11 protein-coding genes are annotated in these 17,351 nt (G+C 59.4%); 10 read left to right on the top strand and 1 reads right to left on the bottom strand.

The window, feature by feature from the left end:
- Positions 1-19 precede the first annotated feature (19 nt).
- From C2L65_RS42775 to C2L65_RS42820, 9 genes are all read left to right on the top strand, one after another.
- Positions 20-976, top strand: coding sequence for a fumarylacetoacetate hydrolase family protein (locus tag C2L65_RS42775; RefSeq protein WP_042314584.1), 957 nt, complete (start codon positions 20-22; stop codon positions 974-976).
- Positions 973-2,949 (top strand): acyl-CoA synthetase, encoded by a 1,977-nt coding sequence (locus tag C2L65_RS42780; protein WP_042314585.1) that lies wholly within the window; start codon positions 973-975, stop codon positions 2,947-2,949. Before C2L65_RS42775 ends, C2L65_RS42780 begins: the two co-directional genes overlap by 4 nt.
- Before the next feature lie 674 nt (positions 2,950-3,623).
- Positions 3,624-4,346: an OmpW/AlkL family protein gene (locus C2L65_RS42790; protein ID WP_042314586.1), complete on the top strand. Its 723-nt coding sequence runs from the start codon at positions 3,624-3,626 to the stop codon at positions 4,344-4,346.
- A 233-nt stretch (positions 4,347-4,579) separates the two neighbouring features.
- A complete protein-coding gene (locus C2L65_RS42795; protein ID WP_042314587.1) occupies positions 4,580-7,558 on the top strand; it encodes a molybdopterin-dependent oxidoreductase in 2,979 nt (992 codons plus the stop codon).
- A gap of 10 nt (positions 7,559-7,568) precedes the next feature.
- The gene (locus C2L65_RS42800; RefSeq protein ID WP_042314588.1) at positions 7,569-8,432 is read left to right on the top strand and encodes a 4Fe-4S dicluster domain-containing protein; all 864 of its coding nucleotides are present in this window, start codon (positions 7,569-7,571) and stop codon (positions 8,430-8,432) included.
- Between the two features lie 617 nt (positions 8,433-9,049).
- A complete protein-coding gene (locus tag C2L65_RS42805) occupies positions 9,050-9,436 on the top strand; it encodes an MAPEG family protein (RefSeq protein ID WP_042314589.1) in 387 nt (128 codons plus the stop codon).
- A 488-nt stretch (positions 9,437-9,924) separates the two neighbouring features.
- Positions 9,925-10,626, top strand: a complete 702-nt coding sequence (locus C2L65_RS42810; protein ID WP_081921379.1) for a TetR/AcrR family transcriptional regulator — start codon at positions 9,925-9,927, stop codon at positions 10,624-10,626.
- 142 nt (positions 10,627-10,768) lie between these two features.
- Positions 10,769-10,972 carry a hypothetical protein gene (locus tag C2L65_RS45980; RefSeq protein ID WP_156132389.1) on the top strand — a complete coding sequence of 68 codons (204 nt, stop codon included), beginning with the start codon at positions 10,769-10,771 and terminating at the stop codon, positions 10,970-10,972.
- Positions 10,973-11,766: 794 nt separating this feature from the next.
- On the top strand, positions 11,767-12,633 hold the full coding sequence (locus C2L65_RS42820) for a P-loop NTPase family protein (RefSeq protein ID WP_156132390.1): 867 nt from the start codon (positions 11,767-11,769) through the stop codon (positions 12,631-12,633).
- 895 nt (positions 12,634-13,528) lie between these two features.
- Here the strand turns inward: C2L65_RS42820 and C2L65_RS42825 are convergent.
- A complete protein-coding gene (locus tag C2L65_RS42825) occupies positions 13,529-16,036 on the bottom strand; it encodes a DUF3772 domain-containing protein (protein WP_081921381.1) in 2,508 nt (835 codons plus the stop codon).
- A 283-nt stretch (positions 16,037-16,319) separates the two neighbouring features.
- Here C2L65_RS42825 and C2L65_RS42830 point away from each other — a divergent pair, with 283 nt between their 5' ends.
- Entirely contained in the window at positions 16,320-17,240 is a 921-nt protein-coding gene (locus C2L65_RS42830) for a LysR family transcriptional regulator (protein WP_042314591.1), read from the top strand.
- Positions 17,241-17,351 lie beyond the last annotated feature (111 nt).

The following is a 17,351-nucleotide window of genomic DNA, read 5'->3' on the forward strand; positions in this document are numbered from 1 at the left end:
TAGAAGCCGGAGATTGACAATGGCAGTTCACGTTCTGCATTACCTGCACCAGGGCCGCGCGCAGTGGGGCGTAGTAGCCGATAATGCTATCACGCCGATTCCGGGCGAGTTCGGGTCAACCGCTGAGTTTATCGAGGCCAATCCGGTCGAACGGCTGCTTGTGCTGGATGGACCGAGGATTCCCGAGCGTGAAGTGCGGTGCTTGTCGCCCGTGACCGCCAATCAGCAGTTCATCTGTCAGGGCGCGAATTATCGCCAGCATATGATCGAATCCGGCATGGACCCCGATGTGAAGAAGTTCAACATGATCTTCACCAAGGCAACGAGCTGCATCGTTCCGGCCGACTCGACCGTTGTGAAACCGAACGAAGTGCGGTTTCTTGACTATGAAATTGAACTCGGTCTTGTGCTCAAACGTGACATCACGTCGCGCGAAATGGTCACCGACGAGAACCTGCACGACTACATAGCGGGTGCCGTCATCGTGAACGACTATTCCGCGCGTGACATCCAGATTCCGCAGATGCAGTTCTACAAGGGCAAGAGCTACCGGACGTTTGGCCCGGTGGGTCCCTATCTTTGCCTGCTTGAGAAAGAGGACATTCCGAAGCTGAAGGAGCTCGTGCTGACGCTGACCGTGAACGGCACCGTCCGTCAGAACGACTCCACTGCGGGACTCGTCTACGGGCCGGCCGAGACCCTGACGGAGCTTTCCCGCATACAGAACCTGCGCGCCGGGGACCTGCTCGCGACCGGGACACCCTCCGGCTGTGCGCTGAGCATTCCGTCACCCGAAAAGCAACGCGCCGCGGCGCAGTTGCCTGAAGCGGAAAAATGGCGGCTATTCCTGCAGTTGCAGGCGGAAAGGCCGCAGTACCTTCAGGTGGGGGACGTCGTGGAGGCGTTTATCACGAGCTATGACCGCTCGATCAATCTGGGCGTGCAACGTAACGTCGTCGTGGAAGAAGCCGCATGAAAGCCGTCGCATGCATGGACGATGTTCTTGCCATCGAAAGGCGGGGACTGCCGGTGGATCTGCCGACGAGCACTTACGAGATGATCTGCCGGGGCGCGGCGATTGATCCATCGGCACCGGCGCTCTCGTTCTTTGCAACGGCCGACGACTACCGGAACGCAGAGCGCTGGACATACGGCGAGCTCGTGCACGATATTACGCGGACCGCGAACATGTTTGCGCGATTGGGCGTGCAACACGACTCGGTCATCGCATACGTACTGCCCAACCTCCCCGAGACGCATTTCGTGATCTGGGGCGGTGAAGCGGCCGGAATTGTCTGCGCGATCAATCCGCTGCTTGAAGCGGAAGCCATCGGCGAACTGCTCAACGCGTCAGGGGTCAGTGTGCTGGTCACACTGGCGCCGTTCGCTGGGACCGACCTTTGGCAAAAAGTGCAGGCGGTGTTGCACAAGGTTCCCAGTCTGAATGATCTGGTGCTCGTCAATCTGGCTGACCGTATGCCGGGCGAAGAGCGATTTGCGGTCAGGATGCTTCAACGTTTGCGAAGCGCGGTTCCTTCGCAGATACGCATCCACGACTTCAGCACCGCCATCGCATATGAGCCCGGGGCGGCGCTTGGCAGAACGCGTCGGCCAGGCATCGATGATGTATCGTCCTGCTTCTGCACGGGCGGCACCACGGGACTGCCGAAGATTGCGATGCGCCAGCACGGCAACGAGGTGGCCAATGCATGGAACGCAGGTGTGTTCCTGGGCGAGAGCATTGGTCCGGGCAAAACGATTTTCTGCGGATTGCCACTTTTCCATGTCAATGCCGTGATGGTGACGGGCCTGCTGGCGTTCTCGCGCGGGGCCCACGTCGTGCTCGGTACACCGCAAGGCTATCGGGGCGAGGGCGTTGTCAAGCGCTTCTGGGAAATTGTCGAACATTACCGCGTCAACTTCTTTAGCGGGGTCCCGACACTGTACGGGTCGCTGCTGGACGTTCCGGTTGGCGATTGCGATATCAGCTCGCTCGAGTACGGGCTGTGCGGCGCTGCTCCCATGCCCGTCGAATTGCTTCGCACTTTCCAGGATCGTACAGGAATAAGAATCCTTGAAGGCTACGGTCTTACCGAAGGCTCCTGCGTTAGCAGCATTAACCCACCCCTTGGGGAACACAGGCCCGGTTCGATTGGCTTTCGTCTGCCCGGTCAGGCAATGAAAGCGGTGGTGGTCGATGAAACCGGCCGGTATGTGCGGGATTGTGTTGTCGATGAAGTCGGGCAGCTGGTTATCTCAGGCCCCAACGTATTCGTTGGCTATACCAGACCGGAGCAAAACAGTGGCATCTGGATGGAGCTTGCTGACGGCGGGCGCTGGCTCAATACCGGCGATCTCGGCCGCTGCGACGCCGACGGTTACTTCTGGCTTACCGGTCGCAAGAAGGAGCTGATTATCCGGGGCGGACACAACATCGACCCGGCAGCAATCGAAGAAACATTGCATCGCCATCCCGCAGTTCAGATTGTCGCAGCTGTAGGGCGCCCCGACATGCACGCGGGCGAGTTGCCGGTCGCCTACGTCCAGCTCAAGCCGGGCACCACTGCGACCGAAGCGGAATTGGGCGAGTTCCTGCGTCACGAGATCAACGAGCGCGCCGCACTACCAAAGGGCATACGGATCATAGATGCCATGCCACTGACGGGTGTCGGCAAGATCTTCAAGCCGGCGCTAAAGCGGCGCGAAACGGTAGACGCGATACGGTCGGCACTGGTGGAAGCTGGGGTCGAGGGTGCGACCGTTAACCTCAATGAGGACACCTCGCGTGGGATTTCAGCTCACGTCGAACTCCCCAGCACCTTGCACGAAGGATTGGCGACTTCCGCGCTTGGGCGATTTTCGTTCGCTTTTTCGGTCTCGGTCGCTGCAAGTCCTGAAAGCAACGTTGATGGCGCCGCAGCAATAGAGGTGCCGACTAGGTCAAGGTGACAGGAGTCGTGACATCGACGGGGGCGCTCAGTCACGCGCGCGCTCCGACGTCGAGCTCGAAACGCAAATGTCGTCGGTGCAGCTCGTAATGGTTTTTGGTTGGAGAAGAAGATGGGTATTGCATCAGAAAGGTCCCTGCGTTCGCTTGTTGAAAAATGGCTCAGACCAACTTCTGCGACACCGGTCCGGGTTACCCGATTCGGACATGCGCAGTCGAACCAGGGACCCTATGTGCATATCGAGCTACTGCTGCCGACAGGCCCGGTTGGACTATTTTTCTTCCGGCATCGCGACGGTGCCTGGTGCGTGTTTCCTCCTGAGGCTGAACGCTTGACGATGCGCCTTAACTAAAGTAAAGGGCGAATTGAGCGATACGGCGTCGGTAATTTTGCAAAAGACAGGGTGCGAATAATACGTTTTTGCAAAGGCGACGCGACAGCGTTTTTCCACATCACGTCTACGAAATGGTCAGTGTCTTTGAAGGCCATTTAATTTTACTCAAGTTAGTACTACTAGTTACTAAACCAGTCGATGAACTTTGACGCAGGGCAAGGATTATGAAGGACGACACGTCGCCCTGAGACGGTACGCGGATCGGTTTAGCAAGATGCATCTGGTTAATAAAAATACCCACATAACGAGACAGGAGAAGACACTTGAGGAACTACAGGCGAATGATCAGCTCTGCCGGTATGGCAGCTTGTATGTGGTCGGCTGCGCTTACCGACAATGCCAACGCCCAGACAGCAGGAAGCATGACGCTGTCGATAGGATGGCTCCACGTCGCGCCGCAGAGCAGTGCAACGCCACTCACCGTGGAGAGTGTTGGCGGCCAACCTGTGAACCATGAACTAACCGGTACCGGGGCGCACGCGACGTCCACGGATACGATGGGAATTACCACCGAGTATTACGTCACAGACAACTTCGGGGTTGCCACACTCATCGGACTCCCCCTGACAGTGAACCTGGTTGGTGATGGCACGCTCGCGAAGTATGGCACCGTCGGGTCGACGAGACCGATGCCGCCCGCTATCGTCTTTCGATACCACCTGTTTGCGGCCCAGTCGAAATTCCGTCCTTTCGTCGGGTTAGGCGTGAACTACACGTGGTTCACACAGGTTCGTACAACTAATAGTCAGTTTGTCACTGATAACCTTGGACCGGGCGGATCGGCACACGCGTCACTCAGTTCATCCTGGAATCCGGTATTCGAGATCGGGGCAAATTACGCGATTACGAAACACTGGTCTGTCGGAACCGCTGTTGGCTACGTTCCGCTAAAGACGCACCTCACCCTGGACGGGACGACGGCAAATGGAACGCACATCGTTTCCCGATCGACGATCCGGATCAATCCCATTAACGTTTTCCTGAACGTCGCCTACACCTTCTAGGCAGTACGAATAGCGTTCGCCGGCGCCGCGCCTCACCATGGCGGCAGAGGTGCAACCAATCGAGAGGTTTCAATGCAGAACAACGAGGTCGAGAGCGTTCTTTCGAGCCACGCTGATCACCCACGCTCCGACACAACCACGCGTTCTACCGGTCTGTTCAACCGCGCGGGAGTAACGGTCAGTCATACCTTTGCGCCATCTCTTTGCAGCAATGCTTCATTTCAGGTGGGTCGATGAAACGACAAGTCCTTAAGACAATTCTTTTTGCCTTGCCCAAGGTCCTTGACCTGACGGCACGCCGTTTTCCCGCTTATCGTGATCGCCTGAAGGAGCGGGATCTCGTGGCGTGGATCGGACTCGCGGATGAAAGCATCGGTCGCGTAATCAGGTTCAGGAACGGGCGCGTCCGGTCGCGCGCTGGAAGGCATCCGCAGCCAGACGTGCGCATGATCTTCAAGGATGTGGCCACCGCCCTGAAGTTCCTTTCGCCCAATCCGGACCAGGGCGAAATCATTCACGCCGCCAAGAACTTCAAGGTAGTCACTGAGGGCGAAGACGAACTGCTGGTCTGGCTATTGCAAACCCTGGGCATGATGCAGACTGTCGCCCTGCCGATGGGCACGCCCATGCGCGACGGCACCCGCCGCTACACCACCTGCACCAACGGCGGCCCTCTGTTCGTCTACGTCAAGGATGGCCGCGTGGTGCGGGTGACCCCCATCGACCTGGACATCACGGATGCGCCTAGCTGGGTGATCGAGGCGCGCGGACGCCGCTTCAGCCCGCCGCGGCGTGGCCTGGTCGCGCCCCACGCCTTGACGCTCAAGTCACTGGTCTACTCCGAGAAGCGCATCCTTCATCCCATGAAGCGGGTCGATTTCGACCCTGACGGCGAACGTAATCCCCAGAACCGGGGCAAGTCAGGCTATGTGCGTATCAGCTGGGACGAGGCGCTGGACATTGTCGCGAACGAAATCAACCGGCAGAAGCGCGTTCACGGTCCCGGTTCCATCACCTTCCCCATGTCGTCCCATCACCAGTGGGGCAATGTGGGCTACTACCTCAGCGCGCTGACGCGCTTTGCCAACCTGATCGGCTTTACCCGGGTCGCCGCCAATCCGGACAGTTGGGAAGGCTGGTACTGGGGCGCCATGCATCATTTCGGCAACTCGATGCGCATCGGCGTGCCATCCGGCTATGGCGGCGTCGAGGATTGCCTCAAGGAAGCGGAGATGATCGTCTTCTGGTCCTGCGATCCCGAAAGCACCAACGGGGCCTACGCGGGCTTCGAGGGGACGCCGCGGCGCCTGTGGGCAAAGGAACTCGGCATCGAGTTCGTTCATATCGACCCGCACTGCAATCCCACCGCCCAGTTGCTGGGCGGGCGCTGGATTCCCGTCCGACCGCAAACCGACGCTGCGCTCGCCACCGCCATCATGTACGTGTGGGCCGTGGAAAACCTGTACGACAAGGATTACGTCGCCACCCGCACGACCGGGTTCGACGACTGGAAGGCCTATCTTCTGGGCGAAACTGACGCGGTTCCCAAGACGCCCGAGTGGCAGGAGAGCGAGACCGGGGTGCCGGCCAAGGACGTCCGTGCGCTTGCCCGCCTGTGGGGAAACAGGAAGGTGCATCTCGCCGTCGGGATGACCGGTGCGGGATTCGGTGGTGCGGGCCGCGGCGCGACGGGAGCCCAGTGGGCGCGATGCATGATCATGATGATGGCGATGCAGGGCTGGGGTAAGCCGGGGGTCAATTTCGGCTGCCTTGAAGTCGGTGTCCCCCATGACCTCCATTTCTATTTCCCCGGCTACGCGGACGGCGGCATTTCCGGCGACCTGGCGTGGACCGCCAATGCGGTCAACAATTACCAGCGCATGCCGCACATCCTGACCATGAATCCCGTCAAGCAGATGGTGCCGCGGCAGCAACTGCCCGACGCCATCATCAACGGCCATGCCACGGGCTACCTCTGGGACGGCATGTCGCAGGAAGCCCAGTTCGCGCCGTTCAGCTACCCAATGCCCGGGTATTCGCCGATCCACATGATCTATCGCTACGGCGGGTCCGCCTTCAGCACGGTGACGAATTCCGGGCGCTGGGCCGATGCCTACCGGCACTCCAGCATCGAGTGCGTGGTCAACCAGTCGATCTGGATGGAGGGCGAGGCCCAGTTTGCCGACATCATCCTGCCTGCCTGCACTCCGCTGGAGCGCTGGGACATCGGAGAATGGTCGAATTCCGGTGGCTATGCGCACCATGGGTTTGGCACGGTCAATCATCGCATGATGACGCTGCAGCACAAGTGCATCGAGCCTTTGGGCGAGTCCCGCTCGGACTACGACATCTTCACCGCCATCCTGAGCCGGCTGGGCCTGGGCGGCGTGTTCACCGAGGGGTGCAGTGAGCTTGACTGGGTCAAGCGGGTCTTCGATTCGTCGGATCTGCCCGATCACATTTCGTGGCGCGAGTTCTGCCGCAAGGGCTATTTCGTCGTGCCGCCGGAGAAGCCCGAGTTGCGCCACCCTGTGGACATGCGCTGGTTTGCGGAGGGCCGACGGAAAGACCTTCATGAACCGCATCCGCTGCCGTCCCAGTTCGCCGAAAAGTTCGGCATGGGCCTGCAGACGCCGAGCGGCAAGCTGGAGTTCGTGCCTGAGTTGCTGAAGCGGCACACTGCGGACAATCCCGAGCGGCCAGCACTCAATCGATATATCCCCTCCTGGGAAGGGCGGCGCTCGGACCTGGCTCAGCGTTATCCGCTGCAGTTGATCGCAACCCACAGCCGTTACAGCTTCCATACGCATTGCGACGGCAAGAATTCCTCGGTCAACAGCGTCGAGGACCACCGCGTGCTGATCGGCGGCCACCGTTTCTGGCTGCTGAGGCTTGGTCGGGCAGACGCGGCCATTCGAGGCATTGCCCATCACGACCTCGTCAAGGTGTACAACGACCGCGGCGCGGTGATCTGCGCGGCCGACGTCTCGCCGCTGGTCAGCGCGGGAGTGGTCAAGTCATACGAAGCGAGCGCCGAATTTCAGCTGATTGAGATCGATGGCGAGTGCGTCGAGATCGGCGGTTGCATGAACGTGCTCACCCCCGACCGGCCGCAAGCTGCCGGAACCAGCAGCATGAGCCCGAACTCCTGCCTCGTGCAGGTCGAGAAGTGGCGAGATGCCGAGGCGTTCGTGCTCGGTCACGCAGCATGAGGACTACAGAATGAACAAGTGGAACCTGATTATCAATGTTGGGCGTTGCGAGAACTGCCAGAACTGCGTCATCGCCGCCCGGGATGAGCACGTCGGCAACGATTTCCCAGGTTATACCGCCCCCGCCGACGCCAATGCCGACAGTCCCATCCGTATCCTGCGCCGCGTCCAGGGGGACGCGCATATGGTCGAGACCACGTATCTGCCGGTCATGTGCAATCACTGCGACGAAGCGCCGTGCATGAAGGTGGGCGGCGATGCCATTCGCAAGCGCGCCGATGGCATCGTCATCATCGATCCGGACAAGGCGCGGGGCCGGAAGGACATCGTGAAGTCCTGCCCGTACAAGGCGATCGTCTGGAATGAAGAGCTGCAACTGCCGCAGACCTGGATCTTCGATGCCCATCTGCTCGACCAGGGGTGGCCCCAGCCGCGTTGCCAGCAATCGTGCCCCACTGAAGTGTTCGAGACGCTGAAGCTCGATGACGCAGCAATGGCCGAGAAGGCCCGGCGCGAGGGACTCAAGGTATTGCGGCCGAACCTGGGCACAAAGCCGCGCGTGTGGTACAGCGGCCTCGAACGCTGGGAAACGTGCTTTATCAGCGGAAGCGTCAGTGCGCAGGTGGCAGACGTAGTCGAATGCGTCAAGGATGCGTCAGTCGCCTTGTGCGTCGGCAGTCAGAAAGTGGCCGAAACCGTCTCGGATGGCTTCGGAGATTTCAGGTTCGGTGGTCTGGCCAGGGGCAGCGGCCTCTACCGGGTCGAAATCCAACATGCCCTTGGCAACGCTTCGGGCGAATGCGAACTCGGTGAAAGCGTTCACCTAGGCGAAATCAGCCTCGTCCAGGTCCAGAACGGCGTGGAGGTGACGTGATCGTAAGTACGGCAATGAAGCCGCGGGCAAACCCTATCCAACTGAAGACACGAAGGACCGCGATGCGTCGACCGCGAAAAGACGCGGCTCTGGTCCGGGTCGAGGCGACATCGGTCAATCCGATCGACGGAAAGTTCCTCTGGTCCTCGGCAACGATATTGCCGAAGAGGTCGATTTCGCGCGCCTTGGTGTCAGCCCGTGAGGACCGCGCGACCGGGTCATGGGGGAGACTACCGGCAAGAAGGGCGGTGAGGATGTCCGCACCTGACGGTGGACGCTCGACTGGTGCAACCGTCGGTCGGCAGCTTCGCTTCCTGGGCACGGTGGCGGTTTCACTGTCGCTTCGGGCCTTTGCACGCGAACTGGGCCAATTAGACCGAACCATGGTTGACCTGCGACACGCGCCTGGTGGTGCTCCACGCCTGCCATACCAGGACTGACCGCCCAACTTTGATCGGGCGTGCCGCCCGATACGCGCACGGATAAATTGCTCGGTGCGCTCGCGCAGGAGCTTCCGGGGCTGTCCGCTGCAAGCCGGCGCATCGTAATCGCATAACGACTGCGAACGCCAGGCCCCACTGGCCTTCGCCGATTCCCCGCCAAGGAGGTTTGCGCAAGTGAACAAAGTTGCTCTCACATGCACGATAGTTTTAGGGCTACAACTTTTCGGCCTCGGGTTGTCGATCTCAATAATGCGTTTTCGAGAAGGTACCAACTTTGGCTGCGAATCGGACCCCGCGAACCGGCTACACAAGCTCGTCCGGGCTCATGCGAATACGGCCGAATACGCACCGTTCCTCGCGTTGCTGTTTCTCTATCTTGGCGCGCGATCACCTTCGACGGCGGCAGTGTCGCTGATCGTCGCGGCAACCGTGTGCCGCTGTTTGCTCGTCATCGGCCTTGTCGCATGGCCCACGATGGCCAAACCCAACCCCTTTCGGTTCGTCGGCGCACTTGGGACCTACCTGACCGGTGTGGCGCTATGTGCGATGCTGCTGCGTTGAAATGCGACGGACAGACGAAATCGTGCGAGTGTCCCGAACCTATCCGCTGCCATCCAGCGCATCGTAATCGAGAGACCTCGGCAGTGTAAATTCGCTCGACGAACTGGTCCTCAAATCAAGGTGGGCTTTATTGTAATTGACAAATACATCATAACTGAGTTTAATGTCGAAAGCGGGGCTTGACCGATATCACAAGGTAGGTGGCTCAAGTCGGAAATTTGCCGGACCACGATGCACGTACCGCAAGGCGTGCACGCGCGCGCTGGAGTCCTATGTTGTGCCGACCGGGCACGCGTTATCAAGTGTCAGCCGCAGCCACGACGTCAAGCCCTTCGTGGCGTCACTCATTCCCTGGAGCACCTGGCATGACACCGTCGAACTCGCGCAGCGGTCTCCCAGTTTCCGGGTCACTCACCTTGCGCCCGCTGCGCGGCCTTTGCTCTACTTACGCAGCACCGCAGATGGCGGTCTGACCTGGTACCTATGTCATGAAGCGGGAACGCCTGACACGCGCACAGCGCAAAGAGCAGACGCTTGAGCGCCTGCTTGAGGCTGCGCGGACGATGTTCGTCAAAAAGGGATTGGCCGCAACAAGCGTGGAGGACATCGCCGGGGCGGCCGGCTACACGCGCGGCGCGTTCTACTCCAATTTCGACGGTAAGTCGGAGCTGCTGCTTGAGTTGATGCGCCGGGACCACGATCGTGCGCAGACCAACCTGCGGGCGATGATGGAAGAGGGCGGCACGCGCGAGCAGATAAAGGCTCGCGCCACCACATACTACAGTCGGCTTGACTACGACGGTTTTCCGCTTTGGGTCGAGGCCACGCTACTCGCGTGCCGAGACGACGAGTTTCAGAAGCGCTTTAACGCCTTCCGGCAGGAGAAGCTCGACCAGGTCGGCGCGTACATCCGCACGTTTTGGGAACGCGACGGCAGGCAATTGCCCCTGCAGGCGGACGCCCTCGCACTCGGCCTGGAGAGCCTGCGCGATGGTATGCAGCTCTTCAGAATGTGCCATCCGCAGATGGTGAGCGACGAGGCGATGCAGACGATGATTGCAGGATTATTTTCCTGCCTATGGATGCGGCAATCGGAAGAAATCCGCCGCGCCGATCATCGCGCGCGCGTGTCTGACCCGGGCGGCGGACGTCGGATGCCTACCGTCCGTGCCGAAAATATCCATGATTAGGGAACAGCGCGATCGCGACTGCCCGGGCAACGCGCGGTACCCCGTTCAGCCCGCCGGCCGTCAGAACTCGGCCCCCGACGCCTTCAGGCTTTTACCGTTGGCGCCGATAGTTGTGTATGTCACGCCGTTAAAGGAGATGGCCATGTATTACGACCACACGATTTCCCAGAAAATCGACCACCGAAGAAGCACGAACGACCGGAGCGACGTGGGTTCGATGTCAAACGATGTCGACGAAGTGAGCGATCCGGGTTCAGCAAGAAACTGGGCGTGGGCGCACCATAGCGACTTATACGACTGGATGGACTGGCACAGTCCGTTTCCTGCGTCAGGCCCGTCGGAGTGAACGCGCGGTATGGTGGCCCTACGCTATCGCTGAGGCGAAGCAACCGACCAGCTTTCGCGGGCTCTGAAAGAATCTCGACCAGCTCGACGAGCAGATCTCAGAATAATGATCTCCCGATCAAATGCCGCCTCAACTTTTCAGCTTGCGCAGCGCGAGTCATCAGTTCGTTTTGCTCCGAAAACTTCAACCGATCCGCTGACCTTGTTGCACCGGAGCCCGCCTGCGGATATGCCACAAACAATTAGTCGCCGATGAGGTGGGGGAGGCTGTCCTTCGCCGCCCCGTTTTCACGCCAGACACCGCCGCGATCGGACGGCAGCGGTTCTCTGACCCACCGGAATAACGTAAGAGCTCCACGTGTGCAGACGAAGAGCCTTGAGCCCATGAGCCCATGAGCCGAGTGTAACGCGACAGCTGCCGAAGTTGTCTTCGGCCAGTTGATCGGCTTCCAAAGCATCAATCGACCGCGAGCTAGAACCGCACGTCATTCCTTCGCGTGTCAGCTTTCGGGGGCCGCCGGGGACGGCACCCGCCGACGACGGCAATGTTCCAATTTCGGATGTCCAAGACCACCCCGGCTGATATGGCTGTCGTCGTTTGCGCACGGTTCTATACACGTGACTCATAACTGACATTAAAATCATCTACGATTCAATTCTCATGAGTGACATGAGAGCGTACAATTGTGCGTGGATGAAGCGTGTTATCGGTGAACCGGCGCAAAACTGTTAACGTGCGTCGGGTTGCCAACGCTACTCGTGGTGGGTACGAACATCTCGATACGTAGGGAACCAGTGAAAGATTCTATTGCCGATCAGGCGCTCGGGTTGCGCCAGATGCTCAGTCAAAGTGCTGCGCGAGTGGTTGCTGTCACAGGCGGCCCCGAAGGAGTGGGCCGCACGGCTGCCGTCGTCAATCTCGCCATGGCACTGACCAAACTGGATATGGACGTGCTTGTGGTGGACGAGTCTCCTGGCGACCAATCGGCGAGCGCGATGCTCGGGGTCGTTCGCACCGCTGGCGCGTTCGCTCCCCCGTCGCGTTGCAGGTTGCCGCGGGTGCTGACAGTTGACCGTCGTCCACCGCGGCTCACTGTGATGGGCTCCCGCCACACCGATCTGAAAAGCTACGCTGACGGGCGGTACGACGCGGTATTCGACAGCAAGTCGGACATCGTGTTGATTGATGCCGCACTTGGCCGCGATGGCGGGCTTTCGCCGCTGGCATTACAAGCTGACAACGTCGTCGTCGTCATGTGCATGTCGGCCGACGCGGCGGCGGACACCTACGTTTGCATGAAGCGCCTGCGCCTCACACAGGGAATTGCGGAATTTCGCATCCTTGTGAATCTGCTTGATGGTGAAGCGGACACCCACGCGGTGCTGGACAGCCTCGGAAGCATTGCGCGCGATTATCTGGCGGTCTCGGTTGTCAAAGCAGGCTGCATCACAGCCGATCCATGTGCGGCGCGAGCTGCCGAGCTATCGCGCTGTGTCGTCGACGCGTTCCCTTCTTCGCCGGCCGCGAGCGATTATCGACGCCTTGCTGCCGATATGCAGTCCTGGCCGAGGCGGCGCACTGGCGTCGTCGCGCCTACCGCAATAGCGCGCATGACGCCGCGGGTCGCAGCGTTGGCATCTCACTCCGGGCTTCGGGCTTGACGGAAGATTACTGAATTGATCCAGCCCGGACTCCGGGAGAAGGTGCCGAGTCCGAGGTGCTTCGTGGCTACTCACCGCTCCTGAATGCGAGGCAAGTGCCCGCAAAGTCTCGGCTGATGCAATCCGATCGATGGTTGCCTACGGAACACCCGAATGGATCCCACCTGGCGACATCGTATAGCTTACTCATTCAATCTTGGCATCGAGCAATTGCGGCCTATCAGGGAATAGGCGCATCAGGCGGGCCGGTTTCATTGACACAAGTGGCCCAGTATCAGTGGTGGATGAGGACACTCTCCGATTGCGACGCTATTCGCACGGGGCGGTATTGGGGGGGGCGCGCATGGTTCACGCAAGGCTTCAATCGCCCGAGCCTTTGCACAGGGAAATCAGGTTATGAATTGCGTCGTTGACGCGTGGGATATGACCGTCGCGAGACCTGACGATCGGACAATCAACAAGCGAGTCGATGAACACGGATTTGCCTTGTTTGGTGCGTTGATCCCTCGATGGGAGGGTCGACAGGTATGCCAATCGTACGGGTACTCGACAGGCCAACGGCTTGGTCACTGATCGTTTCGTGGTGCGATGCACGCTCCGGATACTACGGTTACCAGACCCGGCGGGCGGTCGTCGCGCGCGTGCCAGGCATCGTGTGCTGACCGGTCGGCCGATTGACGTCGGAAACGAAATCTACAAGCCGCGCTGTGTCGGCGGCTAATGCTGATCTGATGACCTGCGCAAAAAGCGTCGGAAAACAGCAGGTCTGATCCGGACTGCTTCAGCGGCGTGCATACATGACGTCCGCGATTGATGTCGATAGTGACCGGTCATGCGTATCCAGTCGACAGCCTGCCATTGACTTGTTCCTGGCCTATCAGGAACCCTTCCGTGATTACTTCGTCTTGGTTAATGCCGAAAGAGCGCGAACGGCAACTGTTTTGGGTTCGAAATGGCTAACGTCCTGGCCTGAAAGCGTATGACGCAACTCTTGGACCACCACAGTCCGAGGATTCGACAGCGGGATTTCCGCGGCACGTAATCGTTTCAGGATTGCAAACAGCAGTTCACTCCTGATGTCGGGGGCGATTCTGGGGCTGCGAACATATCCCGTGACGCTTAGCGTGATGCCGTCGGGCGTCAACTGGCTGAACATGACGGAAGGCGCGGGATGATCGAGAACCGACGGGTGATCCACGTAGGCCGCCAGAAGTATGTCGCGTACCTGCTCGGGATCGATGTCGAGCGCAAACGTGAGCACGAGCGTGGCGACCCCCTGTGTGCTGTTTCCCATCGTCACGTTACGCACATTCTGCGAAATAAGATGCGAATTCGGAACGATCACTGTTGACCTGTCCGCGAGTTGTATTTCGGTTGCACGTACGTTGATGCGCCGGATGTCTCCTTCGATGCCGGTAATACTGATGATGTCGCCCACTTTGACCGGCCGCTCAGCAAGCAATATCAGCCCGGAGATGAAATTCTTCACGATCTCCTGCAGGCCGAAGCCAATACCTACCGACAATGCGCTAACGATCCAGGCCAGGTTGTGCCATTTGACACCGAGCATGGACAGGGTTTGCAGGACGACAAGAACATAGCCGATGTTGGCAAACAGCGTCAGCAGCGAGGCGCGCATACCCGAACTCATTCCGGTCTTGGGCAGCAATTCGGTGTCCAGCCATTTGCGCACCGATCTGAGCAGGTACAGGCCCACTGCGCAAGTCAGGAGGGCGCTGAGCACATGGGCCGGAACGATATTCAATGCACGTAGCCGCTCGCCTCCGAGTACGTCAAGAATACTATTGATCAGGTCTGCAGGGGTTGTCCCCAAGCCCCCCGTGAGCAATGCGATGACAGCAGCGAGCAGCAATGCGCTGCGACCCATTCCGGAAAGCACCGTTGCCACCTGTGCGAGGTGATGATCTCCCAATCCGAACAGATGCCCGATGGTTTTGCCACTCGCATGACGTGGCGAAAAGACACTTTCGCAGACGTCATGCGTGAGCTTCATCAGGAGATAGAGACTGCACAGCACGAGATCGAACCAGACGAGTTCGTAAGTCAGGAATCGCGCGACCGAGACGTAACCGCAGAGTAATGCAATCAGAGAACCTCCGACGGCGAGGCTGACGGCGGCGTGGATCATGCCCGCAAGGGTAGAACGCGCTTCAGGGGGCTCTCCGGCAGCGGCGAGCGCAGTACGTACCCGGTTTGCCCGCAGCAGCGTTGCGCCGATTGTCAGGGCGACGATCAATGCCACCAGGCCCCGAGTAAAAAGCGTTAGCTGCAGGCTGGTGTCAACGGCCCTGTTGACTTGTTCGATGGCTCCGGAAAACAGCAGCAGTGTGGCCAGTATCCGAGGAAAAGGGCCTAGTGCGCGAGCGACCGGGTCCGCGATGGCCGGCAGCCGCCAGGAAGGATGCCGTGTACAGAGCAACGCCCGACCGAGAGCAGCGACCAGCGCGCAGGTCAGGACATGTTTGATAAGTCCATCGGTGAAGCTCTGCAGGATCGGGGACAAGGTCTGCTGACGGGTAACGACGAAAAAACACACCTGAACGGCACATACGGCGGTCATCATGGACGCAAACATCGTCGATATCGCAAAGGCGCTGCGTCGCAGCCGGCCTTCGGGAAGGCGGCGCAGGCAAAACAACCCTAACGTTGCCTCAAGAAGGCGAGCGCCAATTGTCATGATGGCCAGCGCCAGGAGCACAATCAGCGTGGTCGCGACCCGCTGGCCCGGTTGCCATATCGATTGAATCTGCTTGCTGATCTGCTCATTGAAGTCTTGCAGACGTTGATAGTCAGCCGCTTCCAGATGGAGCAAAGGCGCCCAGAAAGTCGGGCCGAAAATGCTGCCGGAGCGAAGTGCCAGCTGGTCTTTCAGATGGTCGTGCAGCAGTCGCGCAATCTGGGCGCTTACGTTGGCAAGGTTCTCCTTGATGGTTCCGGCTTGCCTTAGTTCGGTATCGAGCTGCGCCTGCTGTGCAGTGAGTGTGCCGCGCTGTTCGGCGACTACGAGAGTTTCCGCATTGGTTCCGGGATCGGGTGCCGCGCCGAGTACGTCGAGTTGTGCATGTGTCTTCGCGCGATCGGGCTGCAGTGACGTGGTTATCAGTCTATCGACGTCGTCGGCAACGCGACGGCTCAGTGCATCCAGCTCGAGCAGCTGCGCATCGCTCGTCGCGCTCGAGGCTCGTTGCCTGATCTCGTCCTGCTTATCCTGAAGTGCGTTCAGCACTTTCAACGCGTCGGGTCCCGCGGCCGTGAAGGTCGGAGTGAAAACAGGACCATGCATGCCCGAGGGCGGCAGCGTTGTCGCGCATAAGACAGCCGGAATCAGGCTGGGCACGGTCAGCGCGATAAGGCGAAAAATGATTAAAAGTATTTGTCGCATAACGCAAAGGGGGGCGCAAGGTGCGCATTTGAAAGGGCTGGCTTTTACGCAGGACACCCGTGTGCAGTGTTGCACCGGGGTTGCGCTCGGGCGGGGATTTGGGGGCAACACTCAAATCTGGTAGTCGAGCTGCTCACTTCATAAGTGACAAGTATATCAGTTATGAGTATAATGCCACCATGGATCAAAATCATGCAACGTCGACACATGCTGCAGCGGCTGTTCGTTGTGTGACGCCTGTAGCCTGCCGCCATAACGTCGGATAGCAGACGGGACGTTAACCATGGAATATATCGAAAGCTTGCGCCTCTTCCGGACTATCGTCGAAGTCAAAAACTTCAGGCGTGCCGGGGAAATGCTGGATCTGTCGCCATCAGTCGTTTCGCGGGCGATCGCCTCGCTGGAAGAGCGCCTGGGCGCGCGACTCTTCCATCGCTCGACTCGACAGTTTTCGCTGACGGAAGCTGCCGAGCGCTTTTACGACGGTTGCTGCCGCATCCTCGACGATCTCGACTGCCTCGAAGCCAACGCGGCGAGCCATGGTCGACTGCCTGCGGGCGTGCTGCGACTGGTCGCACATACGACCGCTACGCTGACGTGGCTCGCACCACTGATTTTGTCCTTCAAACGTAAGCACCCGAAGATCACCCTTGATCTCACATTAACGGAGCGGCCCGTCGACCTGACGGCTGACGGTTACGACCTCGGTATCATCCTTCCCTTCATGCTGGCGACGGATCTGGCTGTGACGCGGCTTCTTCAGCGGTTGCCGCTCGTCATTGTCACAACGGAAGCGTATCTGAACAGGCGTCCCCGGCCTCGCCATCCGGCTGACCTGGCGGACCATGTGTTTGTCACCGTTCCTCCTTCGATGCACAAGCCATTTGTCACCTTTCGAATGGCGCAGGAAAACGTCGCGTTTCCGATCAACTATGAGATTACGTCGAATAACCCGATTTTTAATCGGGACGTTCTGCTCGAAGGTTTTGGAGTTGGCGTGCTGCCAATCACCCTTGTTGAGCACGACATAAAGGCCGGGCGGCTCGTTCGTCTGCTGGAACAATTCGAGATCGCAGATACTGCTGCGGAGGTTCGCCTCGCGTACATCGGACGTGCACTGCTACCCGCGAAGGTGAGGGCGTTCATTGACCACGCCGCGGAGTTTTTTGAAGGTGCCGCGGAGGCTTCTGACGCAACTCGTTAGGTGGTCCCGCATTGGTGAGACATTCTGACGTCATCTATCGGGAGGACGCGCTCCACCAGGAGGACGACGCCTTCGATAATGTCGTCCCGTTGGTAGGCGGTGCTTTGTCGT

The organism is Paraburkholderia terrae (genome assembly GCF_002902925.1).
In the GTDB taxonomy this organism is placed as follows: domain Bacteria; phylum Pseudomonadota; class Gammaproteobacteria; order Burkholderiales; family Burkholderiaceae; genus Paraburkholderia; species Paraburkholderia terrae.

Bases quoted from the DNA above. Each gene is read 5' to 3' on its own strand.
- C2L65_RS45980 (WP_156132389.1), top strand. From the start codon at position 10,769: ATGTATTACGACCACACGATTTCCCAGAAAATCGACCACCGAAGAAGC.
- C2L65_RS42825 (WP_081921381.1), bottom strand. From the start codon at position 16,036: ATGCGACAAATACTTTTAATCATTTTTCGCCTTATCGCGCTGACCGTG.
- C2L65_RS42830 (WP_042314591.1), top strand. From the start codon at position 16,320: ATGGAATATATCGAAAGCTTGCGCCTCTTCCGGACTATCGTCGAAGTC.
- C2L65_RS42780 (WP_042314585.1), top strand. From the start codon at position 973: ATGAAAGCCGTCGCATGCATGGACGATGTTCTTGCCATCGAAAGGCGG.
- C2L65_RS42790 (WP_042314586.1), top strand. From the start codon at position 3,624: ATGATCAGCTCTGCCGGTATGGCAGCTTGTATGTGGTCGGCTGCGCTT.
- C2L65_RS42775 (WP_042314584.1), top strand. From the start codon at position 20: ATGGCAGTTCACGTTCTGCATTACCTGCACCAGGGCCGCGCGCAGTGG.
- C2L65_RS42800 (WP_042314588.1), top strand. From the start codon at position 7,569: ATGAACAAGTGGAACCTGATTATCAATGTTGGGCGTTGCGAGAACTGC.
- C2L65_RS42810 (WP_081921379.1), top strand. From the start codon at position 9,925: ATGAAGCGGGAACGCCTGACACGCGCACAGCGCAAAGAGCAGACGCTT.
- C2L65_RS42795 (WP_042314587.1), top strand. From the start codon at position 4,580: ATGAAACGACAAGTCCTTAAGACAATTCTTTTTGCCTTGCCCAAGGTC.